This window comes from Paenibacillus sp. FSL R5-0490, from assembly GCF_001956215.1.
Classification (GTDB): Bacteria; Bacillota; Bacilli; order Bacillales; family Cytobacillaceae; genus Cytobacillus.
In genome coordinates this window covers 127048-151805 of the sequence record NZ_MRTQ01000009.1, presented here as the reverse complement: position 1 = coordinate 151805, position 24758 = coordinate 127048, and the positions used below count along the sequence as shown (strand labels likewise).

At 43.4% G+C, this 24758-nt stretch carries 26 protein-coding genes and 1 other annotated feature; of the genes, 8 read left to right on the top strand and 18 right to left on the bottom strand.

Annotated elements, in window-relative coordinates:
- Positions 1-27: 27 nt before the first annotated feature.
- The 4 genes from BK139_RS09715 to BK139_RS09700 form a co-directional block, all read right to left on the bottom strand.
- The gene (locus BK139_RS09715) at positions 28-399 is read right to left on the bottom strand and encodes a VOC family protein (protein WP_076258129.1); all 372 of its coding nucleotides are present in this window, start codon (positions 397-399) and stop codon (positions 28-30) included.
- Positions 400-468: 69 nt separating this feature from the next.
- Positions 469-1137 carry a 3-oxoacid CoA-transferase subunit B gene (locus BK139_RS09710; protein WP_076258128.1) on the bottom strand — a complete coding sequence of 223 codons (669 nt, stop codon included), beginning with the start codon at positions 1135-1137 and terminating at the stop codon, positions 469-471.
- A gap of 27 nt (positions 1138-1164) precedes the next feature.
- On the bottom strand, positions 1165-1854 hold the full coding sequence (locus BK139_RS09705) for a CoA transferase subunit A (protein ID WP_076258127.1): 690 nt from the start codon (positions 1852-1854) through the stop codon (positions 1165-1167).
- Between the two features lie 57 nt (positions 1855-1911).
- Positions 1912-3099 (bottom strand): acetyl-CoA C-acetyltransferase, encoded by a 1188-nt coding sequence (locus BK139_RS09700; RefSeq protein WP_076258126.1) that lies wholly within the window; start codon positions 3097-3099, stop codon positions 1912-1914.
- 179 nt (positions 3100-3278) lie between these two features.
- On the opposite strand from BK139_RS09700, the gene BK139_RS09695 reads away from it, so the two are divergent.
- The 3 genes from BK139_RS09695 (at position 3279) to BK139_RS09690 (ending at position 5758) form a co-directional block, all read left to right on the top strand.
- Positions 3279-4187, top strand: coding sequence for a hydroxymethylglutaryl-CoA lyase (locus BK139_RS09695; RefSeq protein WP_076258125.1), 909 nt, complete (start codon positions 3279-3281; stop codon positions 4185-4187).
- Between the two features lie 96 nt (positions 4188-4283).
- Complete coding sequence (locus tag BK139_RS24325; RefSeq protein WP_261391196.1) at positions 4284-4415, top strand: hypothetical protein; 132 nt, start codon at positions 4284-4286, stop codon at positions 4413-4415.
- Positions 4416-4831: 416 nt separating this feature from the next.
- Entirely contained in the window at positions 4832-5758 is a 927-nt protein-coding gene (locus tag BK139_RS09690; protein ID WP_076258124.1) for an alpha/beta hydrolase, read from the top strand.
- A 43-nt stretch (positions 5759-5801) separates the two neighbouring features.
- Here the strand turns inward: BK139_RS09690 and BK139_RS09685 are convergent, their stop codons facing one another.
- Positions 5802-6338 (bottom strand): hypothetical protein, encoded by a 537-nt coding sequence (locus BK139_RS09685; protein WP_076258123.1) that lies wholly within the window; start codon positions 6336-6338, stop codon positions 5802-5804.
- Between the two features lie 171 nt (positions 6339-6509).
- On the bottom strand, positions 6510-6836 hold the full coding sequence (locus BK139_RS09680; RefSeq protein WP_076258122.1) for an iron-sulfur cluster biosynthesis family protein: 327 nt from the start codon (positions 6834-6836) through the stop codon (positions 6510-6512).
- 122 nt (positions 6837-6958) lie between these two features.
- Here BK139_RS09680 and BK139_RS09675 point away from each other — a divergent pair, with 122 nt between their 5' ends.
- Positions 6959-7177 carry a CDGSH iron-sulfur domain-containing protein gene (locus BK139_RS09675; protein WP_076258121.1) on the top strand — a complete coding sequence of 73 codons (219 nt, stop codon included), beginning with the start codon at positions 6959-6961 and terminating at the stop codon, positions 7175-7177.
- Between the two features lie 33 nt (positions 7178-7210).
- Here BK139_RS09675 and BK139_RS23935 read toward each other — a convergent pair whose 3' ends face one another.
- The 5 genes from BK139_RS23935 to BK139_RS09655 form a co-directional block, all read right to left on the bottom strand.
- Positions 7211-7366, bottom strand: a complete 156-nt coding sequence (locus BK139_RS23935; RefSeq protein ID WP_175609089.1) for a hypothetical protein — start codon at positions 7364-7366, stop codon at positions 7211-7213.
- 78 nt (positions 7367-7444) lie between these two features.
- Positions 7445-7780: a YolD-like family protein gene (locus BK139_RS09670; protein ID WP_076258120.1), complete on the bottom strand. Its 336-nt coding sequence runs from the start codon at positions 7778-7780 to the stop codon at positions 7445-7447.
- 15 nt (positions 7781-7795) lie between these two features.
- Positions 7796-9055: a Y-family DNA polymerase gene (locus BK139_RS09665; protein ID WP_076258119.1), complete on the bottom strand. Its 1260-nt coding sequence runs from the start codon at positions 9053-9055 to the stop codon at positions 7796-7798.
- Between the two features lie 266 nt (positions 9056-9321).
- Positions 9322-10116: an SDR family NAD(P)-dependent oxidoreductase gene (locus tag BK139_RS09660; RefSeq protein ID WP_076258118.1), complete on the bottom strand. Its 795-nt coding sequence runs from the start codon at positions 10114-10116 to the stop codon at positions 9322-9324.
- Positions 10117-11091 (bottom strand): MBL fold metallo-hydrolase, encoded by a 975-nt coding sequence (locus tag BK139_RS09655; RefSeq protein WP_076258117.1) that lies wholly within the window; start codon positions 11089-11091, stop codon positions 10117-10119.
- 661 nt (positions 11092-11752) lie between these two features.
- On the opposite strand from BK139_RS09655, the gene proC reads away from it, so the two are divergent.
- From proC to namA, 3 genes are all read left to right on the top strand, one after another.
- Positions 11753-12583, top strand: a complete 831-nt coding sequence (gene proC / locus BK139_RS09650) for a pyrroline-5-carboxylate reductase (RefSeq protein WP_076258116.1) — start codon at positions 11753-11755, stop codon at positions 12581-12583.
- 51 nt (positions 12584-12634) lie between these two features.
- Positions 12635-13789, top strand: a complete 1155-nt coding sequence (locus BK139_RS09645) for a glycosyltransferase family 2 protein (RefSeq protein WP_286148403.1) — start codon at positions 12635-12637, stop codon at positions 13787-13789.
- Positions 13790-13883: 94 nt separating this feature from the next.
- Complete coding sequence (gene namA, locus BK139_RS09640) at positions 13884-14903, top strand: NADPH dehydrogenase NamA (protein ID WP_076258115.1); 1020 nt, start codon at positions 13884-13886, stop codon at positions 14901-14903.
- A gap of 46 nt (positions 14904-14949) precedes the next feature.
- Here namA and BK139_RS09635 read toward each other — a convergent pair whose 3' ends face one another.
- The 3 genes from BK139_RS09635 to rnz all read right to left on the bottom strand — a co-directional run bounded on the left by BK139_RS09635 (position 14950) and on the right by rnz (position 18124).
- Complete coding sequence (locus BK139_RS09635; RefSeq protein WP_076258161.1) at positions 14950-16287, bottom strand: sodium-dependent transporter; 1338 nt, start codon at positions 16285-16287, stop codon at positions 14950-14952.
- Between the two features lie 46 nt (positions 16288-16333).
- Positions 16334-16551, bottom strand: a binding site (T-box leader).
- 88 nt (positions 16552-16639) lie between these two features.
- Positions 16640-17185 (bottom strand): histidine phosphatase family protein, encoded by a 546-nt coding sequence (locus tag BK139_RS09630; RefSeq protein WP_076258114.1) that lies wholly within the window; start codon positions 17183-17185, stop codon positions 16640-16642.
- Positions 17186-18124: a ribonuclease Z gene (gene rnz / locus BK139_RS09625; RefSeq protein WP_076258113.1), complete on the bottom strand. Its 939-nt coding sequence runs from the start codon at positions 18122-18124 to the stop codon at positions 17186-17188.
- A gap of 333 nt (positions 18125-18457) precedes the next feature.
- On the opposite strand from rnz, the gene zwf reads away from it, so the two are divergent.
- Entirely contained in the window at positions 18458-19960 is a 1503-nt protein-coding gene (gene zwf, locus BK139_RS09620; protein WP_076258112.1) for a glucose-6-phosphate dehydrogenase, read from the top strand.
- An 80-nt stretch (positions 19961-20040) separates the two neighbouring features.
- On the opposite strand, the gene gndA is transcribed toward zwf, so the two are convergent.
- The 4 genes from gndA to BK139_RS09600 all read right to left on the bottom strand — a co-directional run bounded on the left by gndA (position 20041) and on the right by BK139_RS09600 (position 24738).
- A complete protein-coding gene (gndA, locus tag BK139_RS09615) occupies positions 20041-21450 on the bottom strand; it encodes an NADP-dependent phosphogluconate dehydrogenase (RefSeq protein WP_076258160.1) in 1410 nt (469 codons plus the stop codon).
- A 133-nt stretch (positions 21451-21583) separates the two neighbouring features.
- Positions 21584-22882, bottom strand: a complete 1299-nt coding sequence (locus tag BK139_RS09610; RefSeq protein WP_076258111.1) for a DNA polymerase IV — start codon at positions 22880-22882, stop codon at positions 21584-21586.
- A 130-nt stretch (positions 22883-23012) separates the two neighbouring features.
- Positions 23013-23489, bottom strand: coding sequence for a chemotaxis protein CheW (locus BK139_RS09605; RefSeq protein WP_076258110.1), 477 nt, complete (start codon positions 23487-23489; stop codon positions 23013-23015).
- Between the two features lie 130 nt (positions 23490-23619).
- Positions 23620-24738, bottom strand: a complete 1119-nt coding sequence (locus tag BK139_RS09600) for a tripeptidase T (RefSeq protein ID WP_076258109.1) — start codon at positions 24736-24738, stop codon at positions 23620-23622.
- Positions 24739-24758 lie beyond the last annotated feature (20 nt).

Sequence of the window (24758 nt, the reverse complement as noted above, 5' to 3'; positions counted from 1 at the left end):
TCATGAAGGAGCAGGCTAAATCACTTTTTATGATAAAAACTCCAGAAACTCAATTCTGTTTCCGAATGGATCATCTACAAAGAATCTCTCTCTTCCTTCTATCGGAGGTTCTTCCTTTATTGTTATTTTCTGCTCTTGAAGACTGCTTCTCAAGGCTTCCAGGTTTTCCACAATAAATCCAGGGTGGGCTTTTTTGGCAGGCAGGAAGCCCTCCTGCACCCCAATATGAATTTCCTGATTTCCGCAAATAAACCAGCAGCCTCCGCGCTTTTGAAGATTTTCAGGCTTGGGAATTTCCTTCAGGCCAAGCTGTTCACCGTAAAATTTTCTGGCTTCCTCCTCGCAGCCTTTCGGAGCTGCCAGCTGGATATGGTCAATTCCTTTAAAGGAAAAACTCATTTTTTCTCCCCTTTTCATTAGGATGAAAATAATGAAAAGCACAGCATGCAGCTGTACTTTTCAGATGTATTAGTATGCTTCTGTTACAACGTTTTCATCAACCTGCAATTGGGGTTCTGTCGAATTGATAATATCCTCAATTGTGAAGCCTTTAGCTACTTCAACAAGCTTCAAACCGGACTCGGTGACATCGATGACTGCCCGCTCAGTTATAATGCGGTCAACGACGTTTTTACCTGTTAAAGGCAGGCTGCATTCTTTAAGAATTTTTGAATCGCCATTTTTATTAGTGTGATCCATAATGACAATGATTTTATTGGCGCCATGAACCAGATCCATTGCACCGCCCATTCCCTTGATCATTTTTCCGGGAATCATCCAGTTGGCAAGATCTCCTTTTTCAGAGACTTCCATGCCCCCGAGAATGGCAATATTCACATGGCCGCCCCTGATCATTGCAAAAGATTCGGCACTATCAAAATAAGATGATCCCGCGATCGCTGTAACTGTTTCTTTTCCTGCGTTAATCAGATCCGGATCAACTTCACTTTCTGCAGGATACGGGCCAATTCCCAGTAATCCATTTTCAGATTGCAGGACCACTTCCTTATTATCAGAAATATAATTGGCAACCAATGTTGGCATACCGATTCCCAAATTCACGTAAAAGCCATTTTCAATTTCCTTTTCAGCCCGTCTGGCAATTTTTTCGCGTACTGCCGCTTTATCGTTACTCATGACACCCTCTCCTTCCGTCACTGGTATTTATTTCTTCACCGTCAGTCTTTCAATGCGCTTCTCCTGTTTCCCTTCAATCAGTGATTGAACATATATGCTCGGGGTATGAATATAATTCGGATCCAGTTCACCAATCTCATAAAGCGTCTCCACTTCTGCAATTGTCACTTTGCCGGCTGCCGCAATCATCGGATTGAAGTTTCGGGCCGTTTTATGATAAACAAGATTGCCCATCTTATCGCCCTTCCATGCCCTCACAAGGCTGAAGTCTGCTTTCAGAGCTTCTTCAAGGAGATATTCCTTGCCGTCGAACATCTTCGTCTCTTTCCCCTCTGCAATTGGGGTCCCTACTCCAGCTGGTGTGTAAAAAGCAGGAATGCCTGCTCCGCCTGCACGTATTTTCTCTGCCAATGTTCCTTGAGGAAGCAGCTCTACTTCAATTTCCCCTGAGAGAACCTGTCTTTCAAACTCTTTGTTTTCCCCAACATACGAACCAACCATTTTCTTAATCTGTTTATTTTTTAAAAGCAGTCCAAGTCCCCAATCGTCAACACCGCAGTTATTCGAGATGACTGTCAGATCCTTAACCCCTTTTTCAACTAAAGCCAGAATAAGGTTTTCCGGAATTCCGCACAGACCGAAACCGCCAACCATAAGGACAGCACCATCGTGAATTTCCTGAACCGCTTCACTGAAGGAAGTACAAATTTTCTTCACTTCAATCGCTCCTTTCATTAAAAAGTACTTATTTTTACTAACTTTTATCAAATACGGCTATGCAAGCTCCACTACTGTAGCTACCCCTTGACCTCCGCCAATGCAAAGAGTTGCAAGGCCTTTCTTTGCCTGTCTTTTTTGCATCTCATGTATAAGAGTTACAAGGATTCGTGCTCCGCTTGCGCCGATCGGATGTCCGAGTGCAATGGCCCCGCCATTAACATTCAGGATCTCCTTGTTAAACATAAGCTCCCTGTCAACTGCAAGCGACTGGGCTGCAAATGCCTCGTTTGCTTCAATCAGCTCCAATTCATCCATGGAAACAGATGCCTTTTCAAGCGCTTTTTTCACAGCAGCAACAGGGCCAATGCCCATGATGCTTGGATCCACACCAGCACTTGCATTTCCTTTAATCGTCACTAATGGTTTAAGCCCCAGTTCATCTGCTTTCTTTCTGCTCATAACCAGCAATACAGCCGCCCCGTCATTAATCCCGGACGCATTTCCGGCTGTTACGCTGCCATCTTTCTTAAACGCCGGACGCAGGCCTGCGAGCTTTTCAGCAGTTGTCCCTTTTTTCGGATACTCGTCTGTATCAAAAACGATCGGATCCCCTTTTCGCTGAGGAATTTTAACCGGAACGATCTCATCTTTGAATTTTCCTTCTTCAATTGCCTTGGCCGCCTTTTCCTGGCTGTCTGCGGCAAATTTGTCCTGTTCTTCCCTGCTCAGCTCATATTTCGAGCAAAGATTTTCAGCCGTAACTCCCATATGGTAATCATTAAAAGCACACCAGAGACCGTCTGAAATCATCGAATCTATAAGTTTTTGGTCTCCCATTTTAAAGCCATTTCTTGCATTTTTCAGTATGTAAGGCGCCTGGCTCATATTTTCCATGCCGCCTGCAATCACTGCTTCGGCATCGCCGGCCAAAATGGCCTGTGCTGCTAAATGGACCGCCTTCAGCCCTGAACCGCAAACTTTATTAATCGTCATCGCGGAAACGCTTTCAGGAAGACCCGCTTTAAGAGCTGCCTGCCTTGCTGTGTTTTGTCCCAGGCCTGCCTGCAGGACATTTCCCAGGATTACTTCATCTATTTGATCCGGTGTTACACCTGCTTTTTCAAGAGCGCCTTTAATCGCAATCGCCCCAAGCTCTGGTGCTGATACATCTTTAAGACTTCCATTGAAACTGCCGATTGCTGTCCGGACAGCGCTGACTATTACGACTTCTGTTTGTGCCATCTCTCTCATCCTTTCAAAACATCTCTTTGCTTATATTCGTTGAGGGATATCAAAATTCCTTTTATTTTGTCAAAATTTCTATTATTCTTGCAATCGAAAATACTTTCCTAATACAATAAATTTAAGGACGTCGAGAAAACGCTTACTAAAAATTAAATTATGAAACGGGAGAGGAAAACATGACGCTTGCATTTCCAGATAAAGTAACAATTATTGAAGTGGGCCCGCGGGATGGACTGCAAAATGAAAAGTCGTTTGTACCGACTGAGGTTAAGAAAGACTTTATTAGAAGTTTAAAAAATGCAGGATTAACAGAATTGGAGCTTACTTCTTTTGTGTCTCCTAAATGGGTTCCGCAAATGGGGGATGCAGCTGAAATTACGGCAGATTGCCTTGGTGCGGATACAAGGGATATCGTGCTTGCCCCGAACCGCAAAGGCATTGACAGAGTATATATGACTGATTGCCGGGCTGTAGCCGTTTTCGTCGGTGTCAGCAATACATTCAATAAAAAGAACATCAATAAAACCACTCAGGAAAGCATGGATGAACTAAAACCGATTATCGGAGAACTGAAGGAGAAAGGCTACTTTGTCCGCGCATGCATCTCTACAGCATTTTATTGTCCGTACGAAGGAGCCATCAATCCTGAAGATACAGTTGGGCTATGCCGTCAATTTACAGAGGCAGGAGCTGATGAATTAAGCGTGGCAGATACGATCGGCATGGCTGCTCCCCATGAATCATATGGGCTATTTTCCCGTTTGAAAGCAGAGTTTCCAAATACCCTTATCACTGCACACTTCCACGACACAAGAAAAATGGCCCTCACAAATATTTTTGCAGCTCTAAAGGCAGGTGTCGACCGGTTTGACACATCCGCCGGCGGACTTGGCGGATGCCCATTTGCCCCTGGCGCTGCAGGCAATGCTGCAACAGAAGATGTTGTTTATATGCTAGAGCGCATGGGAATTGAAACCAATGTTAACCTGGATCAATTAATGGAAGCTGTAAAAATTGTTCAGCCACATCTTTCCAGGCCGATTGAAAGCACCTATTTCAGACTGAATGCTCAAACAGTTCAATAGTACTATGAATAAGCCCCCTTTTTTATCGCATCTTATGAGATGAAAGCAGCTGGCGAATTCAGGTTCAGCTGCAGCCATTAAAAGGGGGATTATCCGATGAGCCAAAAACGTGATAAAGGATATAGCCAGAAGGGAAAGCCGAATTCCGATACAGTCAGCCAGACGATTGCTGCCGAGGAATTAGAAAAGGCGGTTCATCCCACTAAAAGACAAAATGCACAGCAATAAGCCGCCGGAAAGCGGCTTTTTGTTTGTGCCGGGAGTCCTTCATGAAATTCAAACATGTCCCGGCTAACATCTCTGTTTTAATTTTAGCCATAATGGTAAAATAAAGTAAAACTTCAATCAGTGGGGTTTTTCTTTTGTCCCCCACTGATTGTTAGTTGAGGCCCACAGGACAAGGAAAGCTACGGCAGCGATACATCGCACGACCGAAAGCAGCAGCTTTTGGGAGGACGTGGCGTTCTTAGTCTTTGTCCTTATTTCGGGCCTTTACATTATAAAGCGGGCGACTTGCCCTAGGAGCCGCAGCTGGATTGGGCAGTTTTGACCCCCACTTATCCTCCTTTGATTCCTCTGAGTCTCGAATTGGGGGTCTTACTGCCCGTTAGACTGCGATAAAGAAAAAAGATGGAGGGATGGGTTTGAGAAGGTTTTTGCGTTATTTATTTTCCATCGTTCTCTTTCTTTCATCACTCGGCGTCTATTTTACAAATAGGCTTATGTTTATGAAAAAGAAGGAAGATGACTTTATTTTAGAAAGGGAGAAGGAGTCCGGCAGACTTGATCTTATCAAGTATGAAAGCCTCCCGAAAAGAGAAGTTCTTATTCCCTCCCCATTCGGCTATAACTTAAAAGCCGTGGCTGCTGAACCCCATAAAAACAGCCGCTATATCATTATTTCTCACGGGGTTACGGAAAATAAAATGAACTCGATTAAATATATGAACCTCTTTCTGGAACGGGGGTTTAACGCTGTAATCTATGATCATCGCCGCCACGGAGAATCCGGGGGAAAGACGACAAGTTACGGGCATTATGAAAAGTTTGACTTAAAAGCAATTGTTGATTGGCTTAAAGCTGAAAAAGGGCCTGGTATCCAGATCGGCATTCATGGTGAAAGCATGGGAGCTGCAACCATGCTCCTTTATGCGGGAATGCTTGAAGACGGTGCCGACTTTTACATTGCTGATTGCCCTTTTTCTGATTTTAAGGAGCAGCTGGCTTACCGTTTAAAAACCGAGATGAAGCTGCCCGCGAAAGTCTTTTTGCCTGTTGCTGATCTATTCCTGCGGATGCGGGAGAAATACTCCATTGCGGACGTTTCGCCTATTTCCGTTATAGAAAATATAAAGAAGCCCATCCTGTTTATCCACAGCGAAAAAGATGATTTTATTTTGCCGACCATGTCCGAAGCTTTGTATGAAAAGAAAAAAGGTCCTAAAAAACTTTACCTTGCTGCCAATGGGATCCATGCCCAATCCTTCAACGAAAACAGAGAGGATTATGAAAAAGTCATTGACGAGTTTTTGGAGCAGTATGTCAGCAGCAAAGATACTTTTTCGCAATAATAGAAGCAGCTGGCTCAATGCAAGCCAGCTGCTTTATATAGCTCTAATTTTTCTTTTTCTTTATGATTTCCTTGCCGTCTGCCGACAGCCCTCTGGCAGTATGATAGTCTCCCATTTTAAAATAATAGCGTTTGTTTTCTTTTTTTATTATAGCCGCTTCTTCAAATTTTTCTTCCTTGCCGGCCACTTCTACTTTTTTAATATCTCCGCTTTGAATTTCACCAAAAATTATTGGTAATCTGTTTTCCAGATTACCTTCCTTATCGTAATCATAGAAAGTATCTGAATAAACGGTCATATGTTCATTCTCATAATGCTCCCAATGGTTATGGCCCTCATTTTTCCAGCCCTTTTTGTCACTGCCTTTCAAATAGGCAGCTGCCATGGCCTCGATCTCATTTTGTCCATCATTCTGCTGCGTTAAATACAGCAGTATGACTCCACCTTTTACTTTTTCTTTATGTAAGATTTCTTTTACATTAAATGGAATTCCATCATCAATCGCCTGGCCCATTGTTGCTGTGCTGCACCCCGACAAAATCAGGAAAGCTGCCGCCAGAAAAAATAACTTCCACTTCATTCGAATCTCCCCCAATCAGCACTCTCTTCACCCATAATGACAAACATCTTGTTATCTAACCTTTTACTAATATATTAAAACCTTATTTTCCAGAATTTTGGAAGGGTATTTTTACCTATGCAGCCTATTAAAAAGACCGCCTTCCCACAGCGGCCGTCAGCTAATTCATTATTATTTTGTTTTATCAATAAAGCTCATTCTCGGGTTTAAATACTGATTCGGGCTTTTTAACTGATAGCAGTTTGCCTTCTCTGAAAAGTCTATCGTTAAATTTTCATCCAAAAATACTTCCTTGGATTTTTCCACATATATGCTGCCGGTGTTTGTTTTGATTTCTCTGTCATCTTCATCAAGCTCATCAACAAGCCAGAGTGCAGCCACTCCGCTTACAACACAGCCGCAGCCATCTATATCATACTTTAGTTTTATGAATCCATCTTTGCCGGCAATCCGTCCCGATAATTTTTCTGCCGCTAATTCAGTTAGTGTAATTTCCATGTTGTAAAACTACCTCCCCTTTGCATATGCTGATTTTAACACAGATAGGGATAACATGCTTCTGAAAGAGACATCTGCTATTCAGCCACCAAAATAATGTTTTTTAGAAAGGATGATTGGATATGTCCAAGGTGCAGATTAAAGTAATGGATAATGGATCGCTGCGTGTAACAGGTGATGTAGAGTTAATTGATATGGATGGCAATAAATTCGAAACAAAAAAAACCTTCTCCCTTTGCCGTTGCGGAAGATCCTTGAATATCCCATTTTGTGATGGCACTCATAAAGGAACTTTCCAGTCCTGTGTCCGTGCAGAGAAAGCTCCTGATGAAAAGCAATAATGGTGGAAACGGGGATAGCCATCCCCGTTTTTTTCATTTTTCATTTTTTGTTTTTGCGGGTGTCGCTCTTTCATCCTGTACTATCCCTTGAAGCCGTTCCCGGTCCCTGTCCGTACTGTCTTCCCCGGCCCCTGGTGCGGCGTTGGCCATTGGCAGCTGTTCAAGTTCTTTTCCGCTGGGCATCTTCATACACCTCCCTGCTGTTAAGGTGCTTCACCCGCCTTAAAACTACCCCGCTTAAATTCATCCAGTACAGTCCAGCCAGCCCTACTCTTCCGTGAACCGCGCATCCGCTATATCGTTAATGGAAATACGGTGAATTTCCCCAAACCGGTCAACAACATGAAGCTTTTGGCCAAGGTCATCCCAATAATGAATGCTCCCGATAACCAGTTCATAATTTCTGCCCCTGTAATGTGTAAGTGTAACGTTTTTTTGAAATTCCATTGCTTCCGAAAGAATTTCATTCATATATTCCATCTTCTGCTCATCCAATTCCCGCTTTTGCTCGTATGTGTCTTCCTTTGCCCAGTCTCTTAAGAGCTTTACATGTTCCGGCAGCATCATGGAAGTCCATTTAATTCTGCCCCGATCGCGAATCATAAGCTGACCCTCCTTTTACATTTTATGGCCGCCAACCAATGTCGCACGGTGTTTGGCGGTTCCTGCGCCTGTATAAGAGACGGCTCTCAGCAGAGCTCCTCTTCCAAACTTGGAGCGGATCCGGTCGACAGTATAGCCGAGCTCCCTTTTTTTCCAGCCATCCAAGTCGAACAGACTCAGCTGCATTTCGCAGTCATCCATAATATTGCCGAGGGAAATGGAAATCTGCCGTACTGTTTTCCCCTCATAATTCTCGTCAAAAAGCTCGAGGCAGACCCGATAAAGATCCATCGTAATATTGGTTGGCTGATCGACTGTCCTGGAGCGATAAAACCCCCCTCCGAATTCATCCTGGCTGTAGCCAAGGCCAAAGCTGATGGTTCTGCCGGCTTTGCGATGGCTGCGGGCCCTTCTTGCCACTTCTTCACACATCTCAAGGACCACATGCTTAATTTCCTTTTCCTCTTTGTAATCCCTCAGTAAAATCTGGCTTTTGCCGAAGCTGATCTGCCCTGCCATAATCGGCGCGCCTATTTCCGACAAATCAATCCCCCATGCATGGTGATAGAGCTGGTTGCCCATAATCCCAAACTTCTTCTCGAGTTTAGCCAGATCATAGCGGGCAAGCTGGCCGACTGTAAAAATCCCCATTCCATTCAATGTCTTTTCAACACGGCGGCCGATGCCCCACATTTCCCGTAACGGGGATATATTCCACAGCTTTGTTTTTACATCTCCATACGTCCATTGTGCAACTCCCTTTTTTTTCGCCTCAAGGTCCAGGCAGAGCTTTGACATTAGCAAATTAGGCCCTATTCCTATGGCACAGGGAAGCTGAAATTCCCGTTCAATATCATCTTTTATTTTCCAGGCAATCGTCTGGGCATCACCCCAGAGATGCACTGCGCCGTCTACTTTTATAAAGCTTTCATCGACACTGTACGTATGGATGGCTTCCTTGGGGACATATCGGTTAAACACTCTGGTGATTTCAGTGGAGATTCTTAAATAAGTCGCCATTTTCGGCTCCTCAACTCGAATGCGCGGATCTTGGGGGACCTCAAAAAGACGGGACCCTGTCTTTATTCCAAACTCTTTTTTCATTCGCGGAGAGGCCGCCAGAACAACGCTCCCCTTCCGTTCCACATTCCCGGCAATTACAAGATAGCAGTCAAGAGGATCCAGACCAAGCATGACAGCAGAACAGCTTGCATAAAAGCTCTTCATATCAACACACAAAATTTGATTGTTCGGCATTGAGCTGTAATCAACCATGACTTCGACATCCTCCTTCAAAAAAAAGCGTAAGGCGCTGCTTATCAGCTTCTATGCTGCATAGCCCCTCTAAACTCCCAAAAATATATATTACAAGAACATTCGTTCTGTATATGTATACCCATTATATTAAGCGAATATGCGTTCGGTTTCAATGGAAATTTTACGCGGTTTTTCTTAAAAGCGGTTCTTTCTCCCCGGGATAGACGCCTCATCAGCCAAAAACAAAAGAAGCTGCAGGCACTTGGCTGCAGCTTCTGAGCTTCTTATTTTTGATTGAATGCGCGTTTTCCAATTTTTTCGAACAGTCCTGGAAAAAGGGCATAGATAATGCTCCCTGCATTCATCCACCGCGGAAGGTTGATTTCCCTGACAGGCCGCAGCATGGCATTGACTACCTTGCGGGCCACGTATTCAGGCTTAAGCATAAATTTGCTGACATTTTTCACGTATGTGCCCTTTTCATCTGCAATCGTAAAGAAATTGGTTTCAATCGGTCCAGGGTTAACTGCAGTCACAAATACACTGCTGTCAGCAAGCTCCATCCGAAGGCTGTTTGTATAGCCAAGAACCGCATGCTTGGTTGCGGAATAGACACTCGATTTCGGTGTGGCCATTTTGCCGGCCTGTGAAGCGATATTAATAATATGGCCGCTCCTCTGTTTCCTCATCACTGGGAGCACCATGCTCGTGCAGGCCATTAAGCCAACAACGTTTACATCAAACATTCCCTTTATTTCTTCAACTTTTGCTTCATGCGCCTCGCGGAAAACACCGAAGCCGGCGTTATTCACAAGCACATCTATGTGACCAAACCGGGCAATGATCTCTGAAAAAACAGCCGAAACTTCGTCAGTGTCTGAAACATCAAGCTTATACACATATACATCGACTGAAAAGCGCTTCCGCAAGTCTGCCTGCAGCTCCTGCAATTTGTCAAGGCTGCGGGCAAGAAGGACAAGATTTGCTCCCCTTTCGGCACAAAGGACGGCCATTTGCGCCCCGATTCCGCCTGATGCACCGGTGATAATCACATTTTTATTTTTTAATCTGTCTGACAATCAAACCACCTCTTTTGATGCGGAATACAAGAATGCTTCATCCTCTTTATTTATATAAATCTCTCCTATTGAATGCAAATAGTCAAGCTGTGCGATTGTTTCAGAAATGGTCAGGGAAAGCTCCTTCTCATAAACCTTCGGAAAAAGGCGGCGGCACACCTCAAAAACAGTGAGCGATTCGGACTCAAGCCATGCCTTTACTTTCATTGCCCGCTCATGCTGGCGGCCAAGCCTTTCGCTTATTAACCCATTCACATTTGTAATATCCTCCCCATGTCCGGAATAAAAAAGGGATATCGGCAGCTGCCGCAGTTTTTTCAGAGACTCGTTATACTGAAGCTGCGGCTTCGGCCTTTCCGCATTGCCGGGAAGCGGCGGCTCCAGGATAGGGTTAGGTGAAATGTGTGCAAGCAAATGGTCTCCTCCAAGGAATACACCATCTTTCTCCCTGAACAAACCTATATGGCTCTGTGCATGCCCGGGGGTCTCCGTTACCGTCCAACCGTTAAGCCCTTCAGGCTGGCTGCCTTCCTTCAGTTCTCCTGTCAGGGTACGATTGCAGGAATAGCGCAAAGTCTTTTTCATTTTGTTAATAAAGGAAGCATACCTTTCAGGAATTCCAAATTCGTTAAACAGTTTTATGTAAAACTCATCATGAAATTTTAGAAATTCGTCAGTACGGGACAGCCACCTTTGGTTAAACGGGTGCCCGAACACATCAAGATTGTCCGGGAAAAAGTCAAGCAGTCCGGCATGATCGGGATGATGATGTGTGAGAACAACCTGTTCAAAATCACCGGGAGTTAAATTCAGCTCTTTAAGCTGGGATTTTAAAGCTTCCCATGCTTCATCCGTTTTAGGCCCTGCATCGACAAGAGTCAGCTTTTCCCCTTTTACTGCATATACATTAACGTCGCCGACAGGAAAAGGTGTCGGGATAACAAGCTTTGCAATACCATCCTTCCATTTTGCCATTTTACAATCCCCCTAAAATCACTATATTTAAATAAAATAAAGCTGTTTTTCTATATACTTCCTCAGGCATGCTTCCTTTAAGTAAACTGTTCAGTTATCCCCTTAAAAAATCAGCATTTGCCATACGCATATATTAACGGAATTCAATAACATAATTTAGAAATTTACATATATAAAAATAAGTGTACCGTTCTTTTTAGTAATTGTCATTATTTTCACATAATTTTTATGTAATATTGATAATTTTTCAAAAAATACTTCTTGACAACTAAGTGTGTCTTCTTGCATAATCACAATTAAAATTTGATTTTCATAAATCAAAGCTGTACTCTACAGCAGAAACATGGCGATGAATAAGATTAGTAAATGGAAAACGGCGAAAGAGAGTGAAGCTCGAGCGGCTGAAAGGCTTCACCGTCCACTTGACCATTGAACCTGCCTTATGAGCTGTTAGGAAAACCTAAACGCACCCCCGGCGTTATCGGGATCGAGATGCCTTTTCAAAAACACAGCGGCTGCGGCAGGCATGCTGCACGAAGAAAGAAAAGGCAATGAAGGTGGTACCGCGGAAGCAAAGTCTTTTCGTCCTTTACTGGATGGAAAGGCTTTTTTATTTTTAACAGCCGGTAAATAGAGCAACAATAAGGAGGAATAACAGCAAATGAAAAAATTAGCTATTGTAGGAGCAGGATCAATGGCAGAAGCGTTAATATCAGGAATCGTCGAAAGCCGGCTCATTACCGGCAGCAATATTTGGGTGACAAACAGATGCAGCAGGGAAAAGCTGCAATCCCTGCAAAAAGCCTATGGCGTTCAGGCCACTTATAATCTTAGTGAACTGTTAAGCGGGGCTGACGCTGTTATTTTAGCGATGAAGCCAAAAGATGCTCAGGAAGCCATCAATCTCATAAAGCCTTATTTACAGGAAGACATGCTGATCATTTCCGTACTCGCCGGAGTTTCGATCGAAAGCATTGAACTTTTGGCAGAAAAAAAGCTGCCAGTCGTAAGAGCAATGCCAAATACATCAGCAGCAGTCGGAAAATCAGCAAGCGCCTTATCGGCTAATGAAAGAGTGACCAAAGAACAGATGAAAGCAGTAAGAGGCATTTTTGATACAGTGGGAAAATCAGCATTTGTTGAGGAAAAACAGCTGGATGCTGTAACAGGCCTGTCAGGCAGCGGACCGGCATATATTTACTATCTTGCGGAAGCTATGGAAAAAAGCGCGGAAGAAATCGGGCTCGAAAAGGGTATGGCGAAAGAATTCATCATCCAGACACTCATCGGGGCAGCCGAAATGCTGGCCCGATCAGCCAAGGACCCCGAGCAGCTTAGGAAGGAAGTAACAAGCCCTGGCGGCACCACTGAAGCAGGTGTAAAAGTGCTTGAAGCGAACGGAGTGCAGGAAGCTTTCATTGAATGCATCAAGGAAGCGACAGCCCAATCGAGGCGGCTTGGCCAAAGCTTCAGCAGCACCGTCAAAATTTAGCTGGCAGCATCCCCTATAAAACGCCGTCTTATTGCAAACTATGAGAAAAGGATGAGAAACCTGCAAATGCTCATTATTCTATTAAGCGCAAGCCTCCTGGTATGGATTGCAGTACTAATTGATTCACTTCTGGGACTAAAAAGCCTGGATCGCCTTGAAGATACCGATACGATGACTGAAGGCCCCCTTCTTTCTGTTATTACCGCTGCAAGGAATGAGGAAGCCAAGCTTGCGGAGAGCTTAGAAACCCAGCTGCGGCAAAGCTATAAACGCATTGAATGGATATTGGTCAATGACCGTTCAGCCGACAGCACAGGAAGCATCATGGATCATATTCAGAAAAAGGATTCAAGGGTTAAGTGTATTCATATTGATTCCCTCCCAAGCAGATGGCTGGGAAAAAACCACGCTCTTTATAAAGGATATAGGGAATCATCAGGGGAATTAATTCTGTTTACAGATGCCGATGTGTTATTTAAAAAGGATGCCTTCAGCAAGGCGGTTCATTATTTCAGCAAGAATGAACTTGATCATTTAACGGCGGCACCAAGTTTGACAGGCAGGAGTTTCTGGCTCAACACGTTCATTGCTTTTTTTCTTTTTGGCTTCTCCTATTATAAACGCCCCTGGCTGGCAAACAATCCGCGTTCTAAGAGCGGGGTTGGCATTGGGGCATTTAACATGGTGTCCAGGCATTCCTATGAAGCAATCGGAACACACAAGGCAATAAAAATGCGGCCTGATGATGATTTAATGCTTGGAATGAAAATCAAACAAAACGGTCTCAGACAGAAATTTGCAACGGCGATGGACCTGATTGAAGTTGAATGGTATGAAAGTTTAATAGAAGCCTTCAAAGGATTGGAAAAGAATACTTTTGCTGGCCTTCATTACCGTATTAGCATGGTGCTATTTGCAATTGCCGGCACATTCCTTTCTCAGGTGCTTCCCTTTTTCTCCGTTTTTTCAACAGACAAAATGATTTTCAGTCTGAGCCTTGCAAACATTCTTTTTTTAGCAGCTGTTTATACAATCATTACAAAAAGAATGTCCAAATTTTCTCCGCTCCTGTTTACTGTATTTCCAATTACAGCTCTCCTGTTTATTTATTCCATAATCCGCGCCAGCATCCTAACCTTTGTACGGGGTGGCATAGTCTGGAGAGGTACATTATATAAGTTAAGCGAACTGAGGAATAAACGCTGAAAGCACACACCTTCCTGAATGCATGTTCTTTTTCATTTATGGAACTGCCTGATATACTTAATATTTAGGATAGCGAAATAAGGAGGCAAAAACTATGGAAACAAAGCTTTTTTCACCTTTTACAATTAAAGGAGTCACCTTTAAAAACAGAATTGTTATGGCACCGATGTGCATGTACTCAAGCCATAATGAAGACGGAATGGTTGAAAACTGGCACCGGACTCATTATACGAGCCGGGCTGTCGGGCAGGTGGGATTAATTATCCTGGAGGCAACCGCTGTGACTCCACAGGGCCGGATTTCTCCTCAGGATCTGGGAATATGGAATGATGATCACATCGCAGGCCTGAAGGAATTAACCGGGCTAATGAAAGAACACGGTGCTTCACCCGGGATACAGCTGGCGCATGCCGGCAGAAAAGCAACTGTTGAAGGAGAAATTCTCGCTCCATCAGCTATTGCTTTTAATGAAAAAATGAAAACACCAAAAGAAATGACAAAAGAAGAAGTATCAGAAACTGTCCAGGCATTCAAAAAAGGCGCTGAAAGAGCGAAAAAAGCCGGCTTTGAAGTAATTGAAATCCATGCGGCACACGGATATCTGATAAATGAGTTTCTCTCACCCCTAAGCAATAAACGGAATGATGAGTATGGGGGATCGGCTGAAAACCGGTATCGCTTCCTCGGTGAAGTCATTGAAGCTGTTAAAGCCGTTTGGGATGGACCTTTATTTGTCAGAGTATCAGCCCATGATTATCATGATGAAGGGTTGACCGCAAGGGATTATGCAGAAATGGGAAAATGGATGAAGGAGCAGGGAGTGGATCTAATTGACGTAAGCTCCGGAGCAGTAGTGCCGGCCAGAATACATACTTACCCGGGCTACCAGGTCAAATTCTCTGAGACCATTAAAGAAGGTGCGAATATCCAGACTGGCGCAGTCGGGCTTATTACATCCGCCCTGCAGGCTGAAGAAATCCTCCAAAACGAGCGGGCTGATTTAATCTTTATTGCCAGAGAATTGCTGAGAGACCCTTATTGGCCGCGGACAGCAGCAAAAGAACTTGGCGCAGCAATCGAACCTCCTGAGCAATATGAACGGGGATGGCTGTAACATAAAACGAGGGATGGCATCTAACAGATGCCATCCCTCGTTTTTATTATATAATCTGCAGTGAATCAAGGAATACAATGATAATAACCAGAGGAACCACATAGCGCAGAAGGAAATACCACGCAGAAAAGATTCCATTCAGCGATTTTGAACCTTGAATCAATTCACTTCTCAGCAGGTCTTTCTTCATTTTGTATGACACAAATATGGAGATCAGCAAAGCTCCAACCGGCATCAAGATGTTGCTGACAAGGAAATCAGCAGCATCAAAGATGATTTTGCCGTAAATTGAAATATCGGATAAGATGCTGAAAGATAATGCAGACGGGACCCCGACGATAAAGATTGCCAGCCCTGTCAGCCAGGCTGCACGGGTTCTGCCACTTCCATTCTTATTCGTCAGGGCAGCCACCACAATTTCAAGCATTGAAAAAGCGGAAGTTAAGGTTGCAAATAGAAACAGTGCAAGGAATAGGAGCAGGAACACCCTCCCAAACATAATCTGATCGAAAACAGATGGCAGGACAATGAACAATAAGCCAGGACCTGCAGCAGGCTCAAAGCCCAATGAGAACACAGCAGGGAAAATAGCCAGTCCAGCCAGAACTGATATAAATAAGTTCATTCCGACAACAGAAAATGCAGGCTGCATCAGATTTTCTTTTTTAGATAGATAAGAGCTGTACGTTACCATAACCGATACCCCGACACTTAGAGAGAAAAACGATTGGCCCATCGCATATAGTACGGTTTCAGAGGTTAGGTTTGAAAAATCAGGCTTTAAAAAGAACGAAACGCCTTCCATCGCATTATCCAATGTCAGGGATCGTGCAATCAAAATAATAAATAAAAGAAACAAAGCCGGCATCATAATTTTGCTGACCTGCTCGATCCCCTTCTGGATGCCTTTTGCAACCACTAAAACAGTTATGAATAAAAAGATCCCCTGTGCCGCTACAACAGATACAGAGTCTGAAACGGCTGCGCCAAATAGCTCCTCATAATTGCCTGCACCATTCATAGACCCGGTAACCCCGTATACAATGTACTTCAGAATCCACCCGCCTATTACACTATAAAAGGATAAAAGCAGAAAACACGTGAATACGCCAAGGTAGCCTATCCAGTGCCATTTAGTTCCCGGAGCAATATCCTTGTATGCCGAGATTGCCTCCTTCCCTGTACTGCGGCCAATCACAAACTCGGCCAGTAATAGCGGAAAACCAATTAAAAGGGAAAATAACAGAAATAATAAAATAAATGCCCCGCCTCCGCTTGTTCCTGTCACATACGGAAGCTTCCAGATAGCTCCAAGTCCGATTGCCGAACCGGCCGATGCTAAAATAAATCCTATCTTCGATGACCATTGCTCATTTTGCTGCATGCCTGTACCTCCAAATTTTTTTAAAAACAAAAAAGCCACATTCTTCAAAAGGGACGTGAATTCAGGTTCACGCGGTACCACCCTTTTTGAAAGCATGTGACTTTCCACTCAAAAATATAACGGATTTTACCGTCTTTTCTGCTATATGCAGGAAAGATAAGCTCCAAGATGAAATTCATTTTATCTTTGTGCCAGTTTCCACCATCCACCGGCTCTCTATAAACAGGGAGATAAAACTTACTAGAGTCTCTTCATAGCTTTTTACTATAATGTTTTAAAGTATAAGTGTGATTATAGTATGCATGCAGAAAACCGTCAATGCCAAATTTGAAAAATTCAATTTTCCCAGGCATTACTTTTCATTCCAAATCCGCTTCCATACGGTATCTTCACCATTTACTTTAATTTCGAAAACATCCGGGTTGCTCATCTTCATCAGATGCTCAAAGCCTGCATTTTCATCGAAATAACGAAGCAGCAGCGTCGATAAATTGCCATGGCTGACCAGAACGATGTGATTCTCATTAGACGCGATTAATTCATCCAGCAGGGAAGATGCCCGTTTCATTCCTGATGAATGAGATTCTCCCCCTTCAAAAATGAGTTCAAAATCGGAAAAGCTTTGCTTAAGTTTGTCCTGCCAATCATCAAAAAGAATAGAGCTCAGCACCCTTTCACCCAAACGGCTTTCCTCAATGATATCCAGATTTCTGGATTGTGCAAGAGGCCGGATTGTTTCCAGCGCCCGCACAAAAGGGCTGGAGTATATGCGATTAATTTCTTTGCCTTTAAAGAAATCAACTAATTTTAACGCCTGCCCCCTTCCATTTTCTGTCAATTCAGCAGAGAAAGGCTGGCCCTCCGCCTTTGCATGACGTACGATATAGAAAGTCTTCAATTAATTCGCCTCTCCTTTATCAAGCGGGATATGAATTTCTTTAAAGTCCTCAGCAATGACCGTATTGGGAAATATGGTCTGTGATTCTTTCACAAGCTGCTCCCAATCCTGGCGTTCATATCGTGAACTGATATGATTCAGGCAAAGTTTCCTTGCATTCGCCTCGAGCGCAACTTGAGCAGCCTGCAGGGTTGTCGAATGAAAATAATCGTATGCAAGCTTCTCTTCTCCCCTGGAGAAGGTTGCCTCATGTATTAAAAGGTCAGCACCGGCTGCTAAATCTATTGCCGCATCGCAGAATCTGGTATCACCCAGCACCGTGACGATTCTTCCCTTTTGAGCCGGCCCCAGGAAATTTTCTGCTTCGATCATACTTCCATCCTCAAGCTCAATGTTTTCACCATTCTTTATTTTCTTATATATCGGACCCGGTTTGATTCCCGCTTCAGCAAGTTTGTCCGCAAGCAATGTTCCCGGACGGTCCTTTTCTGTAATCCGGTAGCCGTATGAGGATATTCCGTGCTCGAGCATGCGGGTTTCCACCTTAAAATCTTCTTCATCAAGCACAATACCCTCAGTGATTTCAGCTACCTTTAAAGGATACTTAAGGTATGTGCCGCTGACAGATAGCGAGACTTCAATGAATTTTTTCAAACCTTTTGGCCCATATAAGGTTACCTCTGTATCACCGCCCTGAAAAGAGCGGCTTGAAAGCAGGCCGGGCAGACCATAAATATGGTCACCATGAAGATGTGTGATAAAGATTTTCTCAATTCTTCTCGGTTTAATGCTTGTATGTAAAATTTGATGCTGGGTCGCTTCGCCGCAGTCAAAAAGCCATATGCTCCCTCTTTCATCCAGGAGCTTTAAAGCCATCGAGGATACATTCCTCAGCTTAGCGGGAATTCCTGCTCCCGTTCCCAGAAAAAATATGTCCATATGTAAAATACCTCCTTCCAGCAATTTAGGGATTAAGCCTGTTTTGTCTTGCCAGTATGAATATAAACAATATACCATAGCAGCCTCTGAATTCATTCATTTAACAATTGTTTTTTGTGTTATTTGAAAGGATAGATCCTGACCGTTAGATAGAAACTATGGTATAAAGGACAAACTTAATATTTGCGAAAATAGCTGTAAACAGATACAATTTTATACTTGTACAGACGTTTTTTTGCAATGCAATATAACAGCTTCTTCTCAAGCTGAGGACGGACAAAAGTCAGTCCCGCCTTACATACAGAAATTTTGTCGAAAAGAGGTTCTAGAATCGTGAAAACAAACGAAAAACCGGCCGGATTAATAATGATATTTGGAGCAACAGGGGATTTGGCAAAAAGAAAATTGTTTCCCTCACTTTACCGCTTATACAAAAAGGGCAGGCTGTCTGATCGCTTTGCCGTAGTAGGAGTTGCCAGAAGACCGCTATCAAATGATGAGTTTCAGGCAAGTGTTAAAGCTTCTGTTGAGTCCGCTATAAAAGATAACGGAGAACTTGAAGATTTTATTTCTCACTTTTACTATCATTCGCATGACGTGACGGATTCCAGTTCCTATTTGGAATTAAAGAGCATGGCCGAAGAATTGGATACTCACTATTCCCTTGAAGGCAACCGCATTTTTTACCTTGCCATGGCACCTGAGTTTTTCGGAACCATTGCAGAGCATTTAAAAGCAGATGGCCTGACAGATGTAGATGGGTTTAAGCGTCTTGTCATTGAAAAACCATTTGGGCATGATCTTGAATCAGCGAAGCAGCTTAATAAGCAAATCCGGAAAGCCTTTTCAGAAAATGAAATTTACCGGATTGACCACTACCTGGGGAAAGAGATGGTGCAAAACATTGAAGTGATTCGTTTTGCCAACGCGATTTTCGAACCTTTATGGAACAATCGCTACATTTCAAATATCCAGGTTACATCAAGCGAAGTACTGGGGGTAGAAGAACGCGGCCGCTACTATGAAAAAAGCGGCGCTCTTCGCGACATGGTTCAAAACCATATGCTGCAAATGGTTGCCTTATTGGCAATGGAACCGCCAATCCGCTTGACAACAGATGAAATCAGATCTGAAAAAGTAAAAGTTTTAAGAGCCATGCGTCCAATTGAAGGCGATCAGGTAAGAGATTACTTTGTCCGCGGCCAGTACGGAAAAGGCCATTTAAATGGACAGGAAGTACCAGCTTACAATCAAGAGCCGATGGTGGATGAACAATCAAACACCGAAACGTATGTAGCAGGCAAGCTGATGATTGATAATTTCCGCTGGGCAGGTGTGCCTATCTATATCCGCACAGGAAAAAGGATGGCTGCTAAATCAACGAAAATTGTTATCCAGTTCAAGGATATTCCGATGAACTTGTATTATCAGACTGAGCAAACGCTAAATCCGAACCTGCTGGTGATCCATATTCAGCCTGAAGAAGGCATTACCCTTTATTTGAATGCCCAAAAATCAGGCCAAAACATTGAAGCCACACCGGTAAAATTAAACTTTGCCAACAAAGGCATCGATGACATGAATACACCTGAAGCTTATGAAAGGCTTTTATATGATTGCATGCGCGGTGATGCAACAAACTTTACACACTGGGATGAAGTGGCCCTTTCCTGGAGCTTTGTCGACAAAATTTCCGACGTTTGGGAAAACACGAGGGCAGAAGGCTTCCCTAATTACGAATCCGGTTCCATGGGTCCAAAAGAAGCAGACCGGCTGCTTGAAAAAGACGGCTTCTTCTGGTGGCCTGTAACCGACCTTGATGTTGAACAGTGTTAATAAATTTGAAAACCTCTGCTGATGCAGGGGTTTTCATTTTTTGAAAGAAAAAACAGCGCCGCTCGGACGCTGTTCTTTTTTTATTCCATCCAGTTTGTATGAAAAATGCCTTCTTTGTCTGTACGCTGATAGGTGTGTGCACCAAAGTAGTCACGCTGTGCCTGAAGAAGGTTTGCAGGCAATGTTTCTGTTCGGTAGCTGTCATAATAGGACAAAGCAGCAGCAAAGCATGGTACAGGAATGCCGTTCTTTACAGCGACGCTGATAATTTCACGGGCAGCATCCTGGTAGCTTTCCACGATTTCCTTAAAATACGGATCAAGAAGCAGGTTCTTTAAACCAGGCTCACGGTCATATGCTTCCTTAATTTTTTGAAGGAATTGGGCACGGATGATGCATCCTCCGCGGAAAATCATTGCAATATCACCGTATTTCAAATCCCATCCATATTCTTCGGATGCTGCTCTCATTTGAGCAAAGCCTTGTGCGTATGAGCAGATTTTACTCATGTAAAGGGCTTTACGGACACTCTCGATAAAGGCTTTCTTATCGCCGGTGAATTCCGATGCAACTGGCCCGCGAAGAACTTTGCTTGCGTTGACACGCTCTTCTTTCATAGCAGAAATGAATCGGGCAAAAACAGATTCAGTAATGATCGGAAGCGGTACACCGAGGTCAAGCGCACTTTGGCTTGTCCATTTGCCGGTTCCCTTTTGGCCTGCTGTATCAAGGATAACATCTACCAGCGGCTTTCCGGTTTCCTTATCTTTTTTTGTGAAAATATCAGCCGTAATTTCAATCAGATAGCTGTCAAGTTCGCCTTTATTCCAATCTGCGAATACTTCATGGAGCTCTTCAGCAGTCAAACCAAGCACGTTTTTCAAAAGAAAATAAGATTCGGAAATCAGCTGCATATCGCCGTATTCAATACCGTTATGCACCATTTTCACATAATGTCCTGCCCCATCCGGACCAATGTATGTGGTGCATGCTTCGCCATTAACCTTTGCAGCAATATCTTGAAAAATCGGGGCAACCAGCTCGTAGGCTTCTTTTTGGCCGCCAGGCATAATGGAAGGACCCTTTAGAGCGCCCTCTTCACCGCCGGAAACACCCGTACCGATGAAATGGATGCCCAGCTCGCTTAATTCCTTATTGCGGCGCTGCGTATCCACAAAGAAGGTATTCCCTCCATCAATCAGAATATCATCTTTATCCAGCAGAGGCTTTAACTGCTCAATTGTCGCATCTGTCGGACCCCCTGCTTTCACCATAAGCATGATTTTGCGGGGTTTTTCCAGAGAATCAACAAACTCTTCAATTGTATATGTACCTTTAAAGTTTCTTCCTTCCACTTCCTTAAGCATCTCATCCGTTTTTTCACGTGACCGGTTAAAAACAGATACTGAGTACCCTCTGCTTTCAATATTCATGGCAAGATTTTTGCCCATGACAGCTAAGCCGATAACACCAAACTGTGATTTCGTCATCATTTATTACCTTCCCTTCCAGGCTTAATGCGTTACATACAAAATCCAATAAAATAATCCACTATACTTTAGCAAGATTCCTATTCTGATTCAACTTTCCTGTCTTAGTTTTGCTTATAGCTGTCTGAAAAACTCATGAATGATCATCTTTTTCTTTTTTATCTATTCTTCCTGGCCTGCCATGCAAAAAGTCTTTATTAAAACTGGTGTCAGTGCCGATTTTGGGGCTGGTCAATTTCATGTCCGAAAGTGCACCCGCATTGTCGATTATTTTAGTGCCGTATTTCTTGCGCAAAAGATCCATTGTCTGAAATAACGGCTCCTTTTTGGCATCTTTTTCAAAACTGAACAGATCCAGCTGTTTAACCGCCTGTTCGGGTTCGACAAGGTCTGTTCCTGTAATGCCCAGAAGCCGTACTGCATTTCCATTCCAATGTTTTATAAAAAGCTCTTTTGCTATTTGGTAAATTTCATCATTATGCTGAATCGGATTTTTCAGTTTTCGGCTTCTTGTAATGGTTTTTCGGTCCTTATACCGGATAGTAATCCCGAGAGACACCGCCATAACTTTTTTCCTTTTCAATCTGGAAGAAACCTGTGCAGCCAGCTTTTCAAATACCTGGAGCAGTTCTCTTTGATTTGAGACATCCCTTGGCAGTGTGGTCGAATTCCCTACACTTTTAAATTCAGATGCCGAGTCGGGATCGACTTTTCTAAAATCCTGGCCATTGGCCTTTTGTTTCAGCCTGGGTCCATTAATGCCCAATGCTGCTTTTAAAATAATTTCATCGGCTTTTGCCAATTCGCCAATTGTGGTGATATTGAGGTTTCTCAGTTTTTCTCCGGTTTTTCTGCCGACTCCGTGCATTTCTTCCACTTCCATCGGCCATAGGATATGCGGTACATCTCTTTTTCTGAGTATTGTAATCCCCATTGGTTTTTTCATGTCGGAAGCCATCTTGGCTAAAAATTTATTAGGGGCAACACCTATGCTGCAGGGCAAATCGAGCTGCTGAAAAACCTGCTTTTGTATTGTCCCGGCAATTTCTATCGGGCTCCCAAACTCATAGCTGTCTGTTATGTCCACATATCCTTCATCAATGGATACGGGTTCAACAAGGGAGGAATATTCGCGCAATATATCAAACATCCCCATGGAAGCTGCACGATATCTCTCAAAATTGGGCTTCATGATAATCAGCTGGGGACAGAGCTTTTTAGCCTCCCATAGAGGCATGGTGGTTTTCACCCCGAATTCCCTTGCCTCATAGCTGCAAGTTACAATAATACCGCGTCTCTCCTCCGGATTTCCTGCGATTGCTAAAGGCTTACCCTTTAGTGAGGGATCATAAGCCATCTCAACAGAAGCATAAAAACTATTCATATCAACATGAAGGATAACTCTCCCGTTTTTCGGATACATTTGTTTCATGCCGGCACTTCCCTGTAAATATAATTCAGTTCTATTTTAGCAAATATTTTTCTTTTCTATTAATCAGGGGCTTTTTGAAAAAGCGAAAACAGGGAATCTCTCTCTGATCCCCTGTTCCAGAATTCGTCCGCTATGCAGTTGTATGCTGTGTTTTCATATACTCTTTTATTTCTCTTATTCCCTCCAGTGATTCCACCAGCTTTAAAGGATCGATTATAGTAATCAGCCTATTATCGATATTAGCCACACCTGTGAAATAATTGGTTTTTTGATAGGCAATCAGACCTGGCTGTTTCAGACAGTCTTCTGGAATATCAAGAATTTCCTTGGCTTCATTTACAAGAACGGCGAATGATAGCTCGTCTGTCTGCAGCACGATCATTCTTGCGGACTCACTATCAACCAGTGTCCGGCTGTATAGAATTTCTTCGAAATCAACAACCGGAATAAGCTCTCCCCTGACTTTAACGATTCCTCTTACATAGCTGGGCAAATGAGGTATCGGTGTAATGCCCTCCATTTTCTCAATGGATATAACAAAAGGAACCGGTGTAGCATATTCCTCATTTCCTGCCTTGAAAACGACAGCTTTATTATTTTCAATCATCCTATTTCCTCCCCGGAAACTCTTATGTATAGAACTAATATACCATAGCCATTATTTTCTAACTAGTGAGGAAATAATAGATTGCTGCAGTAAAAAAAGAGAACCGCATTGGTTCTCTCTCTCTTGCTGTTTAAGCTGATACTTCTTCAATAATGGCAATGACCATTTCAGCCAATTTATTTAATTCTTCAATAGGCATGCGCTCATTGGTTGTATGAATTTCTTCATAGCCGACAGCAAGGTTAACTGTAGGAATGCCAAAGCCGGCGATCACGTTTGCATCGCTTCCTCCGCCGCTGTGAAGAAGCTCAGAGCTGCGGCCGATCTTTGCAGCCGCTCTGCGTGCTACTTCAACGACATGATCACCTTCGCCAAATTTAAAGCCAGGGTACATAACCTGAACATCCACTTCAGCTTTGCCGCCCATTTCTTCGGCAGCACTTTCAAATGCTTCCTTCATTTTTGCTACCTGCTGTTCCATTTTTTCAGGAATTAATGAACGTGCTTCTGCTAATACATCAACATGGTCACATACGATATTCGTCTGCTGACCGCCTTCAAAACGCCCGATATTAGCCGTTGTCTCTTCATCAATGCGGCCCAGCGGCATTCTTGAAATCGCTTTTGATGCCATCGTGATGGCAGAAATGCCCTTCTCAGGAGCAACACCTGCATGAGCTGTTTTCCCCAGAATAGCAGCTTTCACTTTAGCCTGGGTTGGAGCGGCAACGATTATATTTCCGACTTTGCCGTCACTGTCCAATGCATAGCCGAACTTTGCTTTAACAAGTGAAGGATCAAGAACCTTAGCTCCAACCAGTCCGGATTCTTCACCAACTGTGATAATGAACTGAATAGTTCCATGAGCAATATTCTGCTCTTTCAGGACTTTAACAATTTCGAGCATAACGGCAAGTCCTGCCTTGTCGTCTGCACCCAGGATCGTTGTTCCATCTGTTACCACATAGCCGTCCTTGATGGAAGGTTTAATTCCTTTTCCAGGAACAACCGTATCCATATGGGAAGTGAAATAAATTGTGTCTGTTTCTTCTTTAGTACCCTGAAGAGTGCAGATGAGGTTGCCTGCACCGTGTCCGGTCTGTGCAGTTGTATCGTCTTCGTACACCTCAACCCCAAGATCCCTGAATTTTTTCTTCAAAACTTTGGCAATTTGAGCTTCATACTTTGTTTCAGAATCAATTTGCACCAGTTCCAGAAATTCGTTTAATAAGCGTTCCTCATTAATCATTTATGTACAAACCTCCAAAT